Consider the following 14,676-nt stretch of genomic DNA (forward strand, 5'->3'; position numbering starts at 1 on the left):
CCTCCACCACCCAACCCCAAACCCACACAAGAAGACGGGACCTCTGCCCCTCCCCCCCCCCCCCCCCCCCCCCCCCCCCCCCCCCCCCCCCCCCCCCCCCCCCCGGGCCGCGCACAGTGCTTGCTTATCTCATCCGGCGCCTGTTCGCCGTAGTCATCATGGTGCTCGTCGTACTGCTCGCGACCTTCACCATCTTCTTCATGCTGCCCAAGTGGGCGGGTCAGGACGTCGCCGTCCTCTTCGCCGGCAAGGCCACGGGTGCCGAGCAGCTCGCGGGCATCCGGATCAAACTGGGTCTCGACGACCCCCTTCTTGTCCAGTTCTGGGACTTCGTCAAGGGCATCCCGATGGGGCGCGACTACGCGAACGGTGACGACGTCACCCACTGCGCCGCACCCTGCTTCGGCTACTCCTTCCGCACGGAGGTGCCGGTCTGGACCACCCTCAAGGACGCCCTGCCCGTCACCGGTGCGCTCGCCGCCGGTGCCTGCGTCCTGTGGCTCCTCGGCGGCGTCGCCACCGGTGTCGTGTCCGCGCTGAAGCGCGGCAGTATCTGGGACCGTGCCGCGATGACCACCGCCCTCGGCGGCGTGTCCCTGCCGATCTTCTTCACCGGCATGGTCGCGATGGGCCTGTTCGTGCACAACCTCGGCTGGGTGCACATCGCCGACAATCTCTCCACGGACGACAGCATCGGCACCTGGTTCCAGACACTGATCCTGCCGTGGATCGTGCTCGCCTTCCTGAACGCCGCGATGTATGCCCGGCTCACCAGAGCCACCATGCTCGAAGTGCTCGGCGAGGACTACATCCGCACCGCCCGTGCCAAGGGTCTGGGCGAGGGCGCCGTCATCACCCGGCACGCCCTGCGTTCCGCGATGACGCCGATCCTCACCGTCTTCGGCCTCGACATCGGCGTGCTCCTCGGTGGCGCCGTCCTCACCGAGTCCACGTTCAACCTGCCGGGGCTCGGGCTCGCGGCGGTCCAGGCCATCAGCAACAAGGACCTGCCCGTGATCCTCGGCGTCACACTGTTCGCGGCCCTCGCGATCGCCGTCGCCAACCTCGTCGTCGACATTCTGTACGCCGTCATCGACCCGCGAGTGAGGCTGGGATGACCGAACTGCACAAGAGCGGTGCCGCGCTGGGCGAACCTGCCCCGGCCGGCTCGCCCGCTCCCACCGCCTTCCTCGAAGTGCGCGACCTCAAGGTGCACTTCCCGACCGACGACGGTCTGGTCAAGTCCGTCGACGGGCTCAACTTCCAGCTGGAGAAGGGCAAGACCCTCGGCATCGTCGGCGAGTCCGGCTCCGGCAAGTCCGTCACCTCGCTGGGCATCATGGGCCTGCACACCACGGGCCAGTACGGAAAGCGCAAGGCACAGGTCTCCGGGGAGATCTGGCTGGACGGCAAGGAACTGCTGTCCGCGGACCCGGACGAGGTGCGCAAGCTGCGCGGCCGCGACATGGCCATGATCTTCCAGGACCCGCTGTCCGCGCTGCACCCGTACTACACGATCGGCAAGCAGATCGTGGAGGCGTACCGGGTCCATCACGACGTGGACAAGAAGACCGCCCGCAGGCGCGCGATCGAGATGCTCGACCGGGTCGGCATCCCGCAGCCCGACAAGCGCGTCGACAGCTACCCGCACGAGTTCTCCGGCGGGATGCGCCAGCGCGCGATGATCGCCATGTCGCTGGTCAACAACCCCGAGCTGCTGATCGCCGACGAGCCGACGACCGCGCTGGACGTGACCGTCCAGGCGCAGATCCTGGACCTGATCCGGGACCTGCAGAAGGAGTTCGGCTCCGCGGTCATCATCATCACCCACGACCTGGGCGTCGTGGCCGAGCTCGCCGACGACCTCCTGGTGATGTACGGCGGGCGCTGCGTCGAGCGCGGGCCGGCCGAGAAGGTGTTCTACGAGCCCCGGCACCCCTACACCTGGGGTCTGCTGGGCTCGATGCCGCGCCTCGACCGCGACCAGACCGACCGGCTCATCCCGGTCAAGGGTTCCCCGCCGTCGCTCATCAACATCCCGTCGGGCTGCGCCTTCAACCCGCGCTGCCCGTACGCGGATGTGCCCAAGGACGACGTGACCCGCACCGTACGGCCCGAGCTGCAGGAGGTCGGCAGCCGGCACTGGGCGGCCTGCCACATGTCGCAGGAGCAGCGGGAGCGTATCTGGACCGAAGAGATTGCGCCCAAGCTGTGAGCGAGGACAAGGCCGTGACGAGCGAGGACAAGGGCGTGGACGTTCCGGCGCAGAGGTCCGCCGGGAGCGGCGCGGCGGTCAAGGACGCAGCTTCCCGTGAGGTGCTGCTCAAGGTGACCGGGCTGCAGAAGCACTTCCCCCTCAAGAAGGGGATGCTGCAGCGCAGTGCCGGTGCCGTGAAGGCCGTCGACGGGATCGACTTCGAGGTGCGCTCGGGCGAGACCCTGGGCGTCGTCGGGGAGTCCGGCTGCGGAAAGTCGACGATGGGCCGGCTGATCACCCGGCTGCTCGAACCCACCGCGGGGAACATCGAGTTCGAGGGGAGGGACATCACGCACCTCGGCGTCGGCGCAATGCGCCCGATGCGCCGCGACATGCAGATGATCTTCCAGGACCCGTACTCCTCGCTGAACCCCCGGCACACGATCGGCACGATCGTGGGTGCCCCCTTCAAGCTGCAGGGCGTCACGCCCGAGGGCGGCGTCAGGAAGGAGGTGCAGCGGCTGCTGGAGGTCGTGGGCCTCAACCCCGAGCACTACAACCGCTACCCGCACGAGTTCTCCGGCGGTCAGCGCCAGCGCATCGGGATCGCCCGCGCGCTCGCGCTCAACCCCAAGCTGGTCGTGGCGGACGAGCCGGTGTCGGCGCTGGACGTCTCGATCCAGGCGCAGGTCGTGAACCTGCTCGACGACCTCCAGACCGAGCTCGGCCTGACGTACGTGATCATCGCCCATGACCTCTCGGTCGTACGGCACGTGTCGGACCGGATCGCGGTGATGTACCTCGGCAAGATCGTGGAGCTGGCGGACCGCGAGTCGCTCTACAAGGCGCCGATGCACCCGTACACCAAGGCGCTGCTCTCGGCGGTCCCGATCCCGGACCCGAAGCGCCGCTCGGCCAAGAGCGACCGCATCCTGCTGAAGGGCGACGTGCCGTCGCCGATCTCGCCGCCCAGCGGCTGCCGCTTCCACACCCGGTGCTGGAAGGCGACGGAGATCTGCAAGACGCAGGAACCGCCGCTGGTCGCGCTGAAGACCGGGCACCAGGTGGCCTGCCATCACCCGGAGAACGCGCCCGACCAGGCGCCCGGCGAGACGGTGACGGCGGCGGCGCGCGAGGCGATCGAGATCGTCAAGGTGCAGAAGCCGGAGGCCGACGAGACCGCCGCGGATGACGGCGCCACATCGTCCGATACACCGGAGGACAGCCCGAAGGAGTAGTACCGGCACAATTGCCCGGTGCTCAACGAACTGTTCACGCCCTCCGTCCAGCATGCGCTCGACATCGTCGGAATCTTCGTCTTCGCGATCTCCGGCGCTCTGCTCGCCGTACGCAAGAACTTCGATGTCTTCGGCATCGCGGTACTCGCCGAGGTGACCGCGCTGGGCGGGGGGCTGTTCCGTGACATCGTCATCGGGGCGGTCCCGCCCGCGGCGTTCACGGATCTCGGCTACTTCATCACCCCGCTCCTCGCCGCCGGCCTGGTGTTCTTCCTGCATCCGCACGTCGAGCGGATCCAGGTGGGCGTCAATGTCTTCGACGCGGCCGGCCTCGGGCTGTTCTGCGTCACGGGCACGGTCAAGGCGTACGGCTACGGCCTCGGCCTCACCGCGTCGGCGGCCCTGGGGCTGGCCACCGCGGTCGGCGGCGGTGTGCTGCGTGACGTACTGGCCAACGAGGTGCCTTCGCTGCTGCGCTGGGACCGGGACCTGTACGCGGTACCCGCGATGGTCGGCGCCACCATGATCGTGCTGTGCATCCGCTTCGACACGCTCAACGCGTTCACCAGCGGCACCGCGGTCATCATGGCCTTCGTACTGCGGCTGCTGGCTATGCGCTACCACTGGCGGGCCCCACGCGCCTACAACCGGCGATCGGCGACGGCCGAGGAGGGCCCCGCGGCCACCTGACGCGACTTCGCCCTGCCCACGCACGGGAGGAGTATGAGGGCGGGGCGCGGATCAAGGTCCCACTGCCGAGGCCGCTGCTCCCCGGGTACCACGGCACGGGGCCGCGCGACCTGGTACGCGAGGGGCGCTGAGGGGGGCTTCGCGAGGTGAGCCGAGAAGGGGCTGCGCAGCGTGCGCCGACATCTTCCGGGCATTTAAAAGCTACCGCTTAGTAATACGATCGGTGTACGGTGCATCGCATGGCACAGGCAGCAGCGCAGACGGCTCAGGCCGCGCAGGTAACCATCGGGAACAGCGAGTTCGACCGCGACACCGCCGTCACCCTTCGCGAAGAGGGCGTCTACGACGCCGAGCTCTCCGCCGGATGGACGATCTTCCATGCCGTCAACGGCGGCTATCTGCTGGCCATGCTGGGCCGCGCACTCGGCGAGGCCCTGCCGCACCCGGACCCCTTCTCCGTCTCCGCGCACTACCTCACCGCGTCCGTCCCCGGCCCCGCGGTCATCCGGACCCAGACCGTCCGTACCGGCCGCGCACTCTCCACCGGCCAGGCGTCCCTCTTCCAGTACGCGCAGGACGGTACCGAGGTCGAGCGCATCCGGGTCATCGCCACCTACGGTGACCTGGACGGTCTGTCCGACGAGGTCCGGACATCGGCGAAGCCGCCGGCCATCCCGCCGCTGGAGCACTGCCTCGGCCCGAGCGACGGCCCGGCCCCGATTCCCGGCAGCTCCGCCATCACCGAGCGGCTCGACATCAGGCTCGACCCGGCGACGATCGGCTGGGCCATAGGGCAGCCGTCCGGCAAGGGCGAGATGCGCGGCTGGTTCGGCCTCGCGGACGGCCGCGACGCCGACCCGCTCTCGCTGCTGCTCGCCGTCGACGCACTGCCGCCCACCTCGTTCGAGCTGGGCCTCAAGGGCTGGACGCCGACCATCGAGCTCACCACCCACATCCGCTGCCGCCCCGCCCCCGGCCCGCTGCGTGTCTCCATCACCACCCGCAATCTCGCGGGCGGCTTCCTGGAGGAGGACGCGGACGTCTGGGACAGCGCGGACCGGCTGGTGGCCCAGTCCCGCCAGTTGGCGCGCGCACCGCGCCCCTGACGGCCGGCGGGGGCGGGAGCGGAGACAGCGGCGGGGGAAGCTGGTCAGGTGAAATCCGACCGGCTGCTCTCCATCCTCCTGCTGCTCCAGACCCGCGGCCTGGTGCCCGCCACCGAGCTCGCCGAGCGCTTCGAAGTCTCCGTACGCACCATCTACCGGGATGTCGAAGCGCTCTCCGCCTCCGGCGTCCCGGTCTACGCCGAGCGTGGGCGGCATGGCGGCATCGCGCTGCTGCCGGGATTCCGTACGGATGTCACCGGGCTCACCGCCGACGAGGCGCGCGCCCTCTTCGTCCTCGCCGCCGAGGGCGCCCATGCCGCACTCGGCCTCGACGCGGCGCTCGGGTCGGCGCTGCGCAAGGTGATGGCCGCCCTGCCCGAACCGCACAGGCCCGCCGCCGAACTGACCAGCAGAAGGATCCTGGTCGACCCGGTGCGCTGGATGAGCGGCCCGCAGCCGGCCGTCGATGTGGCCGAACTGCACGATGCCGTCTTCGCCGACCGGCGGTTGCGGCTGAGCTACCGCCACAGCGGTGCGAGTGACCCGCGCACCTACACCGTCGATCCGTACGGCCTCGTCGTGAAGGCGGGCGTCTGGTACCTGGTCGCGGACCGGGACGGGGTACCCCGGCTCTTCAGGGCCGACCGGGTGCGGCGGGCCACCACCCTCACGGACGAACCGGTCGTGCGCCGGCCCGGGGCGGAGCTCGCGGACCTGTGGGACGCGCTGCGCAAGCAGGTCGAGGAGCGGCCCGGACGGGTACGGCTGCGGGTGCGCGTGCACTGTTCCCGGCTCGATCTGTTCGTACGCCTGCATGGCGGCGCGCTGACGGGGGAGCCGCGGCCCGAGGAGGGGGAAGGGGAATGGGTGCGGGCCGAGTTGGCCGTCGACTCGGTGGAGTGGGCTCGTTCCCTGCTTTCCTTCGGCCCGAACCTCGAAGTGCTCTCGCCGCCGGAGGCGCGGACCGTTCTCACCCGTCACGCAGCGGCTGTCGTGGCGCTGTACGGGGAGGCGGGTGCGGAGGGGAAAGACAGCCGAGGCGGGCAGGGACGGGTCGGCGCCGACTGCCGTACGGCGCATCGCGCGGGCCCCGCCAGGTAGTGCGCTCAGCCGCAACTGCCTCGGGGACGACCGTGCGAGGCCGCGCCGCCGCAGCGCGGTCAGAGCGACGAGTCCCGTCGGTAATTCTTGAGGGTTTCGGCCAAAGCATTCGGCCCTGGCCATTGTGGGCCGGCCAGGCATGCGTCATGGAGGCGCGGGATAGGAAGGTCCCGACACCTGACCGAACTTTTGCTGGCGTCTCGGTGAATACAGGGGGGTTTCATCGCGTGAGCGGCTTTGCGGATCTCGAAGTACAGGTGAAGAACTTCCACGAGAGCGGTTACCTGGTGCTGCCCGGTTTCCTTCCCGCCGGTCTTGTCGGGCGCCTGGCGCCCGAAGTGGACGAATGGGTCTCTACCGGTCTGCGGCAGTTGTCCATCGACGCCTCCTTATGTCCGCAGGAGTGTGCTCCGCCGGCCGTGGTGGAGTTACAGATGGACGCGCACGGGGAACTCGCTGCCCATGCCCCACTGCTGGAACTGCTCAGTGATGCCAGTCTGCTCGGGTCGTCCTTCGTCTTCCACCACCTGCACAGTGACCGCCGTCCGCCCGGAGGCGGCGGCAAGAGCTGGCACCACGACTACGAGCAGCACCCACAGCGGGACCGCGAGTACCCCATGATTCATGCCCTGCACTACATCCACGGGCTCCAACCCGCGATGGGCGCTCTGGCCGTGCTGCCCGGGTCGCACCGGCAGGTTGCCGAGAAGGACGCGTGGAGCCACCTCGGGACGGCCGAGTTGCCGGGTGAGGTGCTTATAGACGAGCTTCCGCAAGGCTCCACCGTGGTCCTGCACTCCGCGCTCCTCCATACCCGGCGCGCTGCGTCCGCTCCACTGCGGGGCGGGGGCCCTCGGTACATGATCGATGCGTCTTACTGCCGGACGGGCACACTGTGGCCGCCGGTCAAGCCGTACTGGCGCATGGTGCTGGCCGTGGGCCGCGAGCGGGGGCTGGGGAAGGGGCATTGGCCGGAGCTTTTCGCCGACCGGCACTTCGACGAGTACGGGCGCACGAGCACGAGTATGGCGTCATGAGAGTGCTTGAAGTCGTCACGTTCGAAGCCGTCATGAGCCATTTCGGCCGGGAGCATCTCTATGACGAAGAGGATGAGTCCAACTCGAACGACGAAGCCGAGACCCACATCCGTAACGCGCAGCTGACTCTGCGGGGTCGCTGGCACCGGGTGCTTCTGGAGGGCATCGAGGTGCTCGATGTGGTGCTGCCCTGGCATTTGGGGGAGGACGGCGAGGTGGAGCTGATTCCGAAGACGGGTCTCACCGTGGCCGCGGCCGCATCGCGGCTGGCCGCAGCCGGGGCGTCGTACGCCAGGACCAACCCCCTGTGCGCGCTCAAGCTGGCACGCCAGACCCATGCCCGGCCCAGACCGCTGTTCCTCAGCACCCGGGCGGTGCCCGGGCGGGACTACGAGGCGCTGACGGTCCGCGCGGGGCTGATCCACCTCGACGGGCTGCACCGGATGCTGGCCTGGGAGCGGGCCGGGCAGCTGGTACCCGGCCGCCGGATCGAGGCGTACGTCGCGGGGCTATCCCCGGCCGATGTAGGGCATGGAGCTCGGCATGACTAGGACGGACTGGATATTCACCCCGGCCGGCAGCGCCGCCATGGTGCGGACCATGTCGACGACGTGCTGCATGTCCATGGTCGGCTCCACCCGCAGTGAGTCGTCGGCCTGGCGCACCGCGGGCTGCGGTCGGTCCTGCGGGGTCACGTTGCCGATGTCGATCTGGCCGCAGGAGATGTCGTAGCGGCGGCCGTCGAGGGAGAGGGAACGGGTCAGGCCGGCCACGGCGTGTTTGGCCGCGGTGAAGGCGATCGAGTCAGGCCGTGGCGCCTGGGCGGAGGGGGCACCGTTGTTGATGATCCGGCCGCCTCGCGGCGACTGGTGCTTCATCAACCGAAACGCGGCCCGAGAGCACAGAAAGGTGCCGGTGGCAATGGAGTCCATGACCCGATGCCAGTCCTCGGTGCTCACATCCTCGGTGGGGGTGTAGGGCATGGTGTCGGCGGCGTTGTTGAACAACAGGTCGAGCCGGCCGAACCGGTCCGCCACGCCGGCGAACAAGTCATCGACGGCTGCCGGGTCGGTGATGTCGGCGGAGACTGCCACGGCGCGGCCTCGGTCCACATCGGGCGCGAGCCGGGCCGTTTCCTCCAGCGGGTCCTTGCGCCGGCCGGTGAGTACGACCGTCCAGCCGTCGGCCAGCAACCCCAGTGCGCAGGCCCGCCCGATACCGCTCCCCGCCCCCGTGACGACAGCCGTCTTCACAGCCACGTTGTACACACCCTCTCCCTGTGAGCCCGCTTCCCGGCGAATGATTCTCGGAGCGTGTCCCACGGTGTCCTCATCCAAACAGGAGCAGCAATGAATGGCGTTTTCCCGGCGCTGGGCGGTACGGACAGCAGCCGATCCTGGTTCGAGCGTGCGCAGCGATCCCTCGCCGGCGGCATCAGCTCCTCCTCCCGGCTGACCTCGACCGGACCGGACCCGTACCCGCTCTACATGAGCAGCGGGTCGGGCGCCCGTATCCGCGACGTCGACGGCAATGAGTACATCGACTACCTCATCTCCTACGGCAGCGCCGTCCTGGGGCACGCCTCCCCTCTGCTCACCAACGCCCTGACCGAGGTCCTGCGCACCGGCACGATGTTCGGCACCTGCAACGTGCCGGAGGTCGAGCTGGCCGAGCTGATCTGCCGGATGGTGCCGTGTGCCGATCTCGTCCGGTTCGCCAATTCGGGCAGCGAAGCAGTGCAGGGAGCGGTGCGCGCGGCGCGCGGGTACACCGGACGGTCAAAGATTCTGAAGTTCGAGGGGCATTACCACGGCTGGTCCGACACCCTGGCCATCTCCAACCGGCCGACCGCCGCCGAAGCCGGACCGTACGACACACCGCAGTCCGTACCTCACTCGCCCGGCATCCCTCAGGGTGTCGTGGAGGACGTGGTGGTCTGCCCGTGGAACGATCCCGCCGCCCTGCGAGCCGTCCTCGACGCCCACCACGACCTGGCGGCCGTCATATGTGAACCCATCGTGGCCAACAACGCCTGCACCATGCCCGACGCGGGCTTCCTGGACCTGCTGCGCGAGGAGTGCACCGCGCGGGGCGTCGTACTGATCTTCGACGAGGTGTGCACCGGGTTCCGAACGGGCCCCGGCGGCGCCCAGGCACTTTTCGGGGTGGTACCGGACCTGGCGGTGTTCTCCAAAGCGCTGGGGGGCGGTCTGCCGATCGCCGCGTTCGCCGGCCGACACGAGGTGATGGAACCGCTGGCGCGGGGAGAGGTCAAACACGGGGGCACCTACAACGCCTCACCATTGTGTGCCACTGCCGCCCTCGTGACACTCCGTGCGCTCCACGACCCCGCCGTCACCAAACGCATCGACGAGACCGGTCGCCGCGTGATGGAGGCAGTGCGACGCGCGGCCCATGACAGTGGCGTGCCCTGCGCAGTCCAAGGCGTCGGAGCAATGTTTCAAGTCGTGTTCTCCCCGGACGGTACGCGCACCCGACAGTACCGGGACCTGCTGCGGACCGATGGCGCCCGGTACGACACCTTCCGGCACGAGCTGCTCAAACGCGGTGTACACACCAACGCCTACGCAATGGCGTGCTGGTTCGTGCCCGCCACCGTGACGGACGACGATCTCACGGCCACCTGTCAGGCCGTGGAAGAGGCCTTCAAAGCCCTTTGATCGCGTCGCTGCGCGCATCCGTGATCACCACAGCGGCGGCAGCCCGGTGTGATCCCGCGAGCCGTTGCGCGCGGCCCGAGGGAAACCGTCGACCAAAGCGGCTCATCGGGAATCGATCAGTTCAGGCTTCCGTGCCGTCCAGCCAATGCTGCCTGCCGAGGGTGACCAGTCTCAGCCGGCGGCGGGCCACCCCGGCCACTTGCTGTTCGCCGTCCGGCCCCGCGTCCAGCAGGGCCGAGGCCGTGATCACCATGTGGTCGACATAGAGGCCGCCCAGCATCAGCAGATCCTCGCCGCTCCAGCCCCGGGACTGCGGCTCCTCGGCGAGCGCCGACGCCACCTCCTCGGCGAATCGCCGTAGTTGGGCCGCTATGGCCTCGCGGACCGGGCCGACGCCGCCATGCTGTTCGCGGGCGATGAAACGGAAGTGGGCTGGCTGCGCGCCGACATGACGCATGATCAACTCGATGCTGCGGTCCAGGCGTTCCTCGCTTGGATGGACGATCCTCGGGGCCGTCAACGGAGGCTATCTGCTGGCCGTGCTCGGCCGCGCACTCGGCGAGGCCCTCCCGCACCCGGATCCCTTCTCGGTCTCCGCGCACTACCTCACCGCATCCGCCCCAGGCCCCGCGGTGATCCGGACCCAGGTTGTCCGCTCCGGCCGTACGCTCTCGACCGGCCAGGCATCTCTCTTCCAGTTCGCGCAGGACGGCACTGAGATCGAGCGCATCCGTGTCATCGGCACCTGCGGTGACCTGGACACGCTGTCCGACGAGGTCCGCACATCGGCGAAGCCGCCGGCCATCCCGCCGCTGGAGCACTGCCTCGGCCCGGCCGACGGCGGCCCTGCCCCGATCCCCGGCGGCTCCGCCATCACCGAGCGGCTCGACATCAAGATCGACCCGGCGACGGTCGGCTGGGCCGTCGGCGCCCCGTCCGGCAAGGGCGAGATGCGCGGCTGGTTCGGCCTCGCCGACGGCCGCGACGCCGACCCGCTCTCGCTGCTGCTCGCCGTCGACGCGCTGCCGCCCACCTCGTTCGAACTGGGCCTCAAGGGCTGGACGCCGACCATCGAACTCACCACCCACATCCGCTGCCGCCCCGCCCCCGGCCCGCTGCGCGTCTCCATCACCACCCGCAACCTCGCGGGCGGCTTCCTGGAGGAGGACGCGGACGTCTGGGACAGCGCGGACCGGCTGGTGGCCCAGTCCCGCCAACTGGCGCGGGCGCCGCGCGCATAGCCGGACGGGCGCGGCGGGCGGGGCGCGGAGGGGCAGGGGGAAGCCGGTGACGTGAAAGCCGACCGGCTGCTCCCGATCCTCCTGCTGCTCCAGACCCGCGGCCTGATGCCCGCCACCGAGCTCGCCGAGCGCCTCGAAGTCTCCGTACGCACCATCTACCGGGACATCGAGGCGCTCTCTGTTTCCGGCGTCCCGGTCCATGCCGAGCGGGGGCGGCGCCGCGGCATCGTGCTGCTGCCGGGATTCCGGACCGATGTCACCGGGCTCACCGCCGCCGAGGCGCGCGCCCTCTTCGTCCTCGCCGCCGAGGGAGCCCATTTTTTCGCTCGCTCCGCACTCCTGGGAGCCGCTGGCGTCATATGTCGGTGAATGACATATGGTTCTCACATGACTGATCGTGCGATGCAGGAACCGACTCTGCTCCTCCTCACCGCGCTCGCGGACGAGCCGCGCCACGGCTACGCGATCGCGCGCGAGGTGGAGGCGATCTCGGGCGGCCGGGTCAAGATGCGGACGGGCACGCTGTACGGCGCGCTGGAGCGCCTGTTGCAGCAGGGGCTGATCGAGGTCCACAAGGAAGAGGTCGTGGACAGCCGGCTGCGGCGCACCTATACCTTGACCACCCCCGGACGCGAGGCCCTGGCCACCGAAGCCGAACGGATCGCGGCCACCGCGCGCGAGGCCACTCGGCGCCTCGGCGTCATCGGCAAGGCGGCCACCACGTGAACCCCGTACTGCTGCGCCTGTATCCGGCGGGCTTCCGTCGCGCGTTCGGCAGCGAGATAGCCGAGGCCTACCGGGAGGCGACCGAGGGGGCGGGCCCGCGTGCCCGCCTCCGCGAAGCCGCCGATGTCGCCTCGCACGCCCTGCGGCTGCGTCTCGGCATCGGCTCCGCGTACCCGGGCGGCCGGCTCTTCGCCAGTGCCGCCCCGTTCGGCCTGGCCGCGACGGCCGCGTACGCCGCCTTCAACCTCATCGGCGACGCCGGCGACTGGTACGTCATGCGCACCGCCGGGACCGACGGCAGCGCGGGCCCGCTCCTGACCCTGATGAACGGCTGCTACCTGCTGACCCTGATCGGCGCGGTCGTCGCCTTGGCCGGACGCCACCTCCCCGGTGTGCTGTGCGCGGTCGCCGGGACCGTGGGCTCCTCGGCCAGTTTCCTCTACCCGATCTGGCGCATGCCGCCCGACCTGCGGTGGGAGCTCGTCGGTTTCCTCCTCGCGCCGATCCTGATCGCCGCCCTCCCGCTCGCCTGCCCGCCCGACCTGCGCCCGGCCCGCCGGGTGCGGAGCGGGGCGGGGGTGTTCGCCGTGACGGTGTGGGCCGTTCTGCTGGTGGCCGCCATGGTGGTGATCGACCCGCTCGGGATCGGGCCCGTCCTGCCCTGGCGGCTGGGCGTCCCGCTCGCCGCGGCCCTCGTCCTGGCGGGCCGCCAGGCCTTCGCCGGGATCCGCAGCACCACCGGGCTCGCCTTCGCCGCGACACCGTGCCTCGTCACGCTGTACTTCTCGGGCTGGGTGAGCACCGAAGAAATCCTGACGGCCGTCGGCGCCGTCGCCGTGGCCCTGTGCATGCGCCGCGGGAACGGCTCCGACACCGCCAGCCCGGCCTGACCGCAGGCGAGCCGGTGAGATCAAGGAGCAGAGCGGACCGTTCCGGTCAGCCTCGATAGCACTCCCGCTTCCGGCTTCCCGCTTCCCTCGGCGATCCGGCGTACGGCCGCGTGTGCACGGCCGTACGCGTGACGCCCGAGCGACCTCTCCCCGACGGCTCCTGCCCGCCTCATGGCGACCGAGCCGGCGGCGTGCCCCGGACCTCGCGGGTCCAGCGCCACCCGCGACGTCCCAGAACACCCCGTCATGTCCCCACCCTGCCACCGGCGTCGCCGGTGGCCAGGAGCGGCATGCCCTCCTCCTTCCCTCAACGGCGGCCTTGAGTACCGGCCGCCTCGCAACAGGAGATTCCATGTCCGAGTCCGCACTCCGCGAAGCCGCCCAAAACCTGCTCCGGCCCGCCCGGACAACGCAAGCGCGACCATCGGGTGCCTCCACCAAGGGCGGTCGCCTGGCCGCGATCGACGCGCTGCGGCTCCTCGCGGCCGTCGCCGTGGCGGCCTACCACTACGTCGGCACCCCGACCCCCCGCTTCTGGGGCGAGAACCACGACCTGCCGCAGGCGGCACCGCTGCTCCACGCCGTCAGCGGCTACGGCTGGCTCGGGGTGGAAGCATTCTTCCTGATCAGCGGCTTCGTCATCTGCATGAGCTGCTGGGGACGAACCCCCGCACAGTTCGCGGTCTCCCGCATCGCCCGGCTCTTCCCGCTGTACTGGGCGGTCGTGCTGATCGTCGTGGTCATGGGTACCGTCGCGATGCTCGTCGGCCAGCGGTCAGGGGCGCCCACGGACCTGCGCACCACCCTCGGCAACCTGACGATGATCCCCGGGCCGCTGGGCGTGGACTTCACCGCCGGCGTCGCCTGGACCCTCTGGGTGGAAGCCCGCTTCTACCTGCTCATGGGGGCTCTGCTGCTGATCGGCCTGACCTACCTGCGCGTCGTGGCCTTCGGATTCCTCTGGCTGGTTCTGGCGTCCATCGGCCGCGAACTGAACTCCACCGTCCTGGACGAGCTCCTGCTGAGCCAGTACGCCGGACTCTTCGTGACCGGCATCGCCTGCTACCTGATGCACCGCTTCGGCCCGAACCTGCTCCTGTGGCTCCTCACCGGCTTCGCGTGGTGCTACACCCTGACCGTCCTCGACGACCGCGTGGCCACGCACCCCACTTCCAACTGGGGTGCCAGCGCCGCCGTGCTCACCGGCTTCCTCGTACTGCTCGCCGTGGCCGGCCTCAGCCGGCTGCGCCACCTCCAATGGCGGACCTTCGTCTACGCCGGAGCCCTGACCTACCCCTTCTACCTGGTCCACCAGAGCGTCGGCATACCCGTCGCCCGCGGCGTCCTCAAGGCCGCCCCGGCGCTCGGCCTTCTCCCCGCGATCGCCCTCGGCCTCCTCTTCTCCCTCCTGCTGGCCGCCACCCTGAACCGCCAGGTCGACCGCAGGCTCGGCCCGCTCCTGCGCCGCCACCTCACCGCGGCCCTCGACCCCGCCCCCGCGGAGCTCCGGCCCCGTAGGCAACGGGTCGCGGCGCCCCGGGCATTGGCGCCCGCGAAGGCCGGCCCGGCAGGCGATTGACACCGCACCGCCGGCCGGGGGCCTGGTACTGCAACCGCATGTGGGGGTCATGGCCTCGGCGTTGGTAGTGGCAGCGGCGGGCTCGGGCTTGGCTGCACCCGCAACCTCGCGGGCGGCTTCCTGGAGGAGGACGCGGACGTCTGGGACAGCGCGGACCGGCTGGTGGCCCAGTCCCGCCAACTGGCGCGGG

Annotated in this window: 14 protein-coding genes and 3 pseudogenes; 15 read left to right on the forward strand and 2 right to left on the reverse strand. The window is 70.2% G+C overall.

What is annotated here, in order from left to right; translation table 11 throughout:
- Positions 1-116: 116 nt before the first annotated feature.
- The 8 genes from ACZ7IB_RS05850 (at position 117) to ACZ7IB_RS05885 (ending at position 7,920) form a co-directional block, all read left to right on the forward strand.
- A complete protein-coding gene (locus ACZ7IB_RS05850; protein WP_470909473.1) occupies positions 117-1,118 on the forward strand; it encodes an ABC transporter permease in 1,002 nt (333 codons plus the stop codon).
- A complete protein-coding gene (locus ACZ7IB_RS05855; RefSeq protein WP_351791203.1) occupies positions 1,115-2,215 on the forward strand; it encodes an ABC transporter ATP-binding protein in 1,101 nt (366 codons plus the stop codon). Before ACZ7IB_RS05850 ends, ACZ7IB_RS05855 begins: the two co-directional genes overlap by 4 nt.
- Before the next feature lie 35 nt (positions 2,216-2,250).
- Complete coding sequence (locus ACZ7IB_RS05860; protein ID WP_470909541.1) at positions 2,251-3,435, forward strand: ABC transporter ATP-binding protein; 1,185 nt, start codon at positions 2,251-2,253, stop codon at positions 3,433-3,435.
- 18 nt (positions 3,436-3,453) lie between these two features.
- Entirely contained in the window at positions 3,454-4,125 is a 672-nt protein-coding gene (locus ACZ7IB_RS05865; protein ID WP_470909475.1) for a trimeric intracellular cation channel family protein, read from the forward strand.
- A gap of 239 nt (positions 4,126-4,364) precedes the next feature.
- Positions 4,365-5,231, forward strand: coding sequence for a thioesterase family protein (locus ACZ7IB_RS05870; RefSeq protein WP_470909477.1), 867 nt, complete (start codon positions 4,365-4,367; stop codon positions 5,229-5,231).
- Between the two features lie 48 nt (positions 5,232-5,279).
- Positions 5,280-6,332, forward strand: coding sequence for a helix-turn-helix transcriptional regulator (locus ACZ7IB_RS05875; RefSeq protein ID WP_470909479.1), 1,053 nt, complete (start codon positions 5,280-5,282; stop codon positions 6,330-6,332).
- Positions 6,333-6,559: 227 nt separating this feature from the next.
- Positions 6,560-7,369 carry a phytanoyl-CoA dioxygenase family protein gene (locus tag ACZ7IB_RS05880; protein WP_470909481.1) on the forward strand — a complete coding sequence of 270 codons (810 nt, stop codon included), beginning with the start codon at positions 6,560-6,562 and terminating at the stop codon, positions 7,367-7,369.
- Entirely contained in the window at positions 7,366-7,920 is a 555-nt protein-coding gene (locus ACZ7IB_RS05885; protein WP_470909482.1) for a DUF6309 family protein, read from the forward strand. The genes ACZ7IB_RS05880 and ACZ7IB_RS05885 overlap by 4 nt, the downstream gene beginning before the upstream one ends.
- On the opposite strand, the gene ACZ7IB_RS05890 is transcribed toward ACZ7IB_RS05885, so the two are convergent.
- The gene (locus ACZ7IB_RS05890) at positions 7,879-8,628 is read right to left on the reverse strand and encodes an SDR family oxidoreductase (protein ID WP_470909484.1); all 750 of its coding nucleotides are present in this window, start codon (positions 8,626-8,628) and stop codon (positions 7,879-7,881) included. The genes ACZ7IB_RS05885 and ACZ7IB_RS05890 overlap by 42 nt on opposite strands.
- A 90-nt stretch (positions 8,629-8,718) precedes the next feature.
- Here ACZ7IB_RS05890 and ACZ7IB_RS05895 point away from each other — a divergent pair, with 90 nt between their 5' ends.
- Positions 8,719-10,050, forward strand: coding sequence for an aspartate aminotransferase family protein (locus ACZ7IB_RS05895; RefSeq protein WP_470909486.1), 1,332 nt, complete (start codon positions 8,719-8,721; stop codon positions 10,048-10,050).
- A 121-nt stretch (positions 10,051-10,171) separates the two neighbouring features.
- On the opposite strand, the pseudogene ACZ7IB_RS05900 reads toward ACZ7IB_RS05895, so the two are convergent.
- Positions 10,172-10,543 (reverse strand): annotated as a pseudogene (locus tag ACZ7IB_RS05900) (TetR family transcriptional regulator); the annotation flags it as partial.
- Between ACZ7IB_RS05900 and ACZ7IB_RS05905 the strand changes: the two are divergent.
- From ACZ7IB_RS05905 to ACZ7IB_RS05930, 6 genes and pseudogenes are all read left to right on the forward strand, one after another.
- Complete coding sequence (locus ACZ7IB_RS05905) at positions 10,518-11,291, forward strand: thioesterase family protein (protein WP_470909488.1); 774 nt, start codon at positions 10,518-10,520, stop codon at positions 11,289-11,291. The pseudogene ACZ7IB_RS05900 and the gene ACZ7IB_RS05905 sit on opposite strands and share 26 nt — an antisense overlap.
- 51 nt (positions 11,292-11,342) lie before the next feature.
- Positions 11,343-11,609: pseudogene (locus tag ACZ7IB_RS05910) on the forward strand (helix-turn-helix transcriptional regulator); the annotation flags it as partial.
- 69 nt (positions 11,610-11,678) lie between these two features.
- Positions 11,679-12,017, forward strand: a complete 339-nt coding sequence (locus ACZ7IB_RS05915; RefSeq protein WP_266357719.1) for a PadR family transcriptional regulator — start codon at positions 11,679-11,681, stop codon at positions 12,015-12,017.
- A complete protein-coding gene (locus ACZ7IB_RS05920; RefSeq protein ID WP_470909490.1) occupies positions 12,014-12,907 on the forward strand; it encodes a hypothetical protein in 894 nt (297 codons plus the stop codon). Before ACZ7IB_RS05915 ends, ACZ7IB_RS05920 begins: the two co-directional genes overlap by 4 nt.
- Before the next feature lie 352 nt (positions 12,908-13,259).
- Entirely contained in the window at positions 13,260-14,486 is a 1,227-nt protein-coding gene (locus tag ACZ7IB_RS05925) for an acyltransferase family protein (RefSeq protein ID WP_470909492.1), read from the forward strand.
- Positions 14,487-14,582: 96 nt separating this feature from the next.
- A pseudogene (locus ACZ7IB_RS05930) lies at positions 14,583-14,676 on the forward strand (thioesterase family protein); the annotation flags it as partial.

Source organism: Streptomyces sp. NPDC037301, from assembly GCF_055602785.1.

What these genes read in the sequence shown, in the direction of transcription:
- ACZ7IB_RS05855 (WP_351791203.1), top strand. Translation starts at nt 1,115, where the DNA reads ATGACCGAACTGCACAAGAGCGGTGCCGCGCTGGGCGAACCTGCCCCG.
- ACZ7IB_RS05870 (WP_470909477.1), top strand. Translation starts at nt 4,365, where the DNA reads ATGGCACAGGCAGCAGCGCAGACGGCTCAGGCCGCGCAGGTAACCATC.
- ACZ7IB_RS05885 (WP_470909482.1), top strand. Translation starts at nt 7,366, where the DNA reads ATGAGAGTGCTTGAAGTCGTCACGTTCGAAGCCGTCATGAGCCATTTC.
- ACZ7IB_RS05895 (WP_470909486.1), top strand. Translation starts at nt 8,719, where the DNA reads ATGAATGGCGTTTTCCCGGCGCTGGGCGGTACGGACAGCAGCCGATCC.
- ACZ7IB_RS05905 (WP_470909488.1), top strand. Translation starts at nt 10,518, where the DNA reads ATGCTGCGGTCCAGGCGTTCCTCGCTTGGATGGACGATCCTCGGGGCC.
- ACZ7IB_RS05915 (WP_266357719.1), top strand. Translation starts at nt 11,679, where the DNA reads ATGACTGATCGTGCGATGCAGGAACCGACTCTGCTCCTCCTCACCGCG.
- ACZ7IB_RS05925 (WP_470909492.1), top strand. Translation starts at nt 13,260, where the DNA reads ATGTCCGAGTCCGCACTCCGCGAAGCCGCCCAAAACCTGCTCCGGCCC.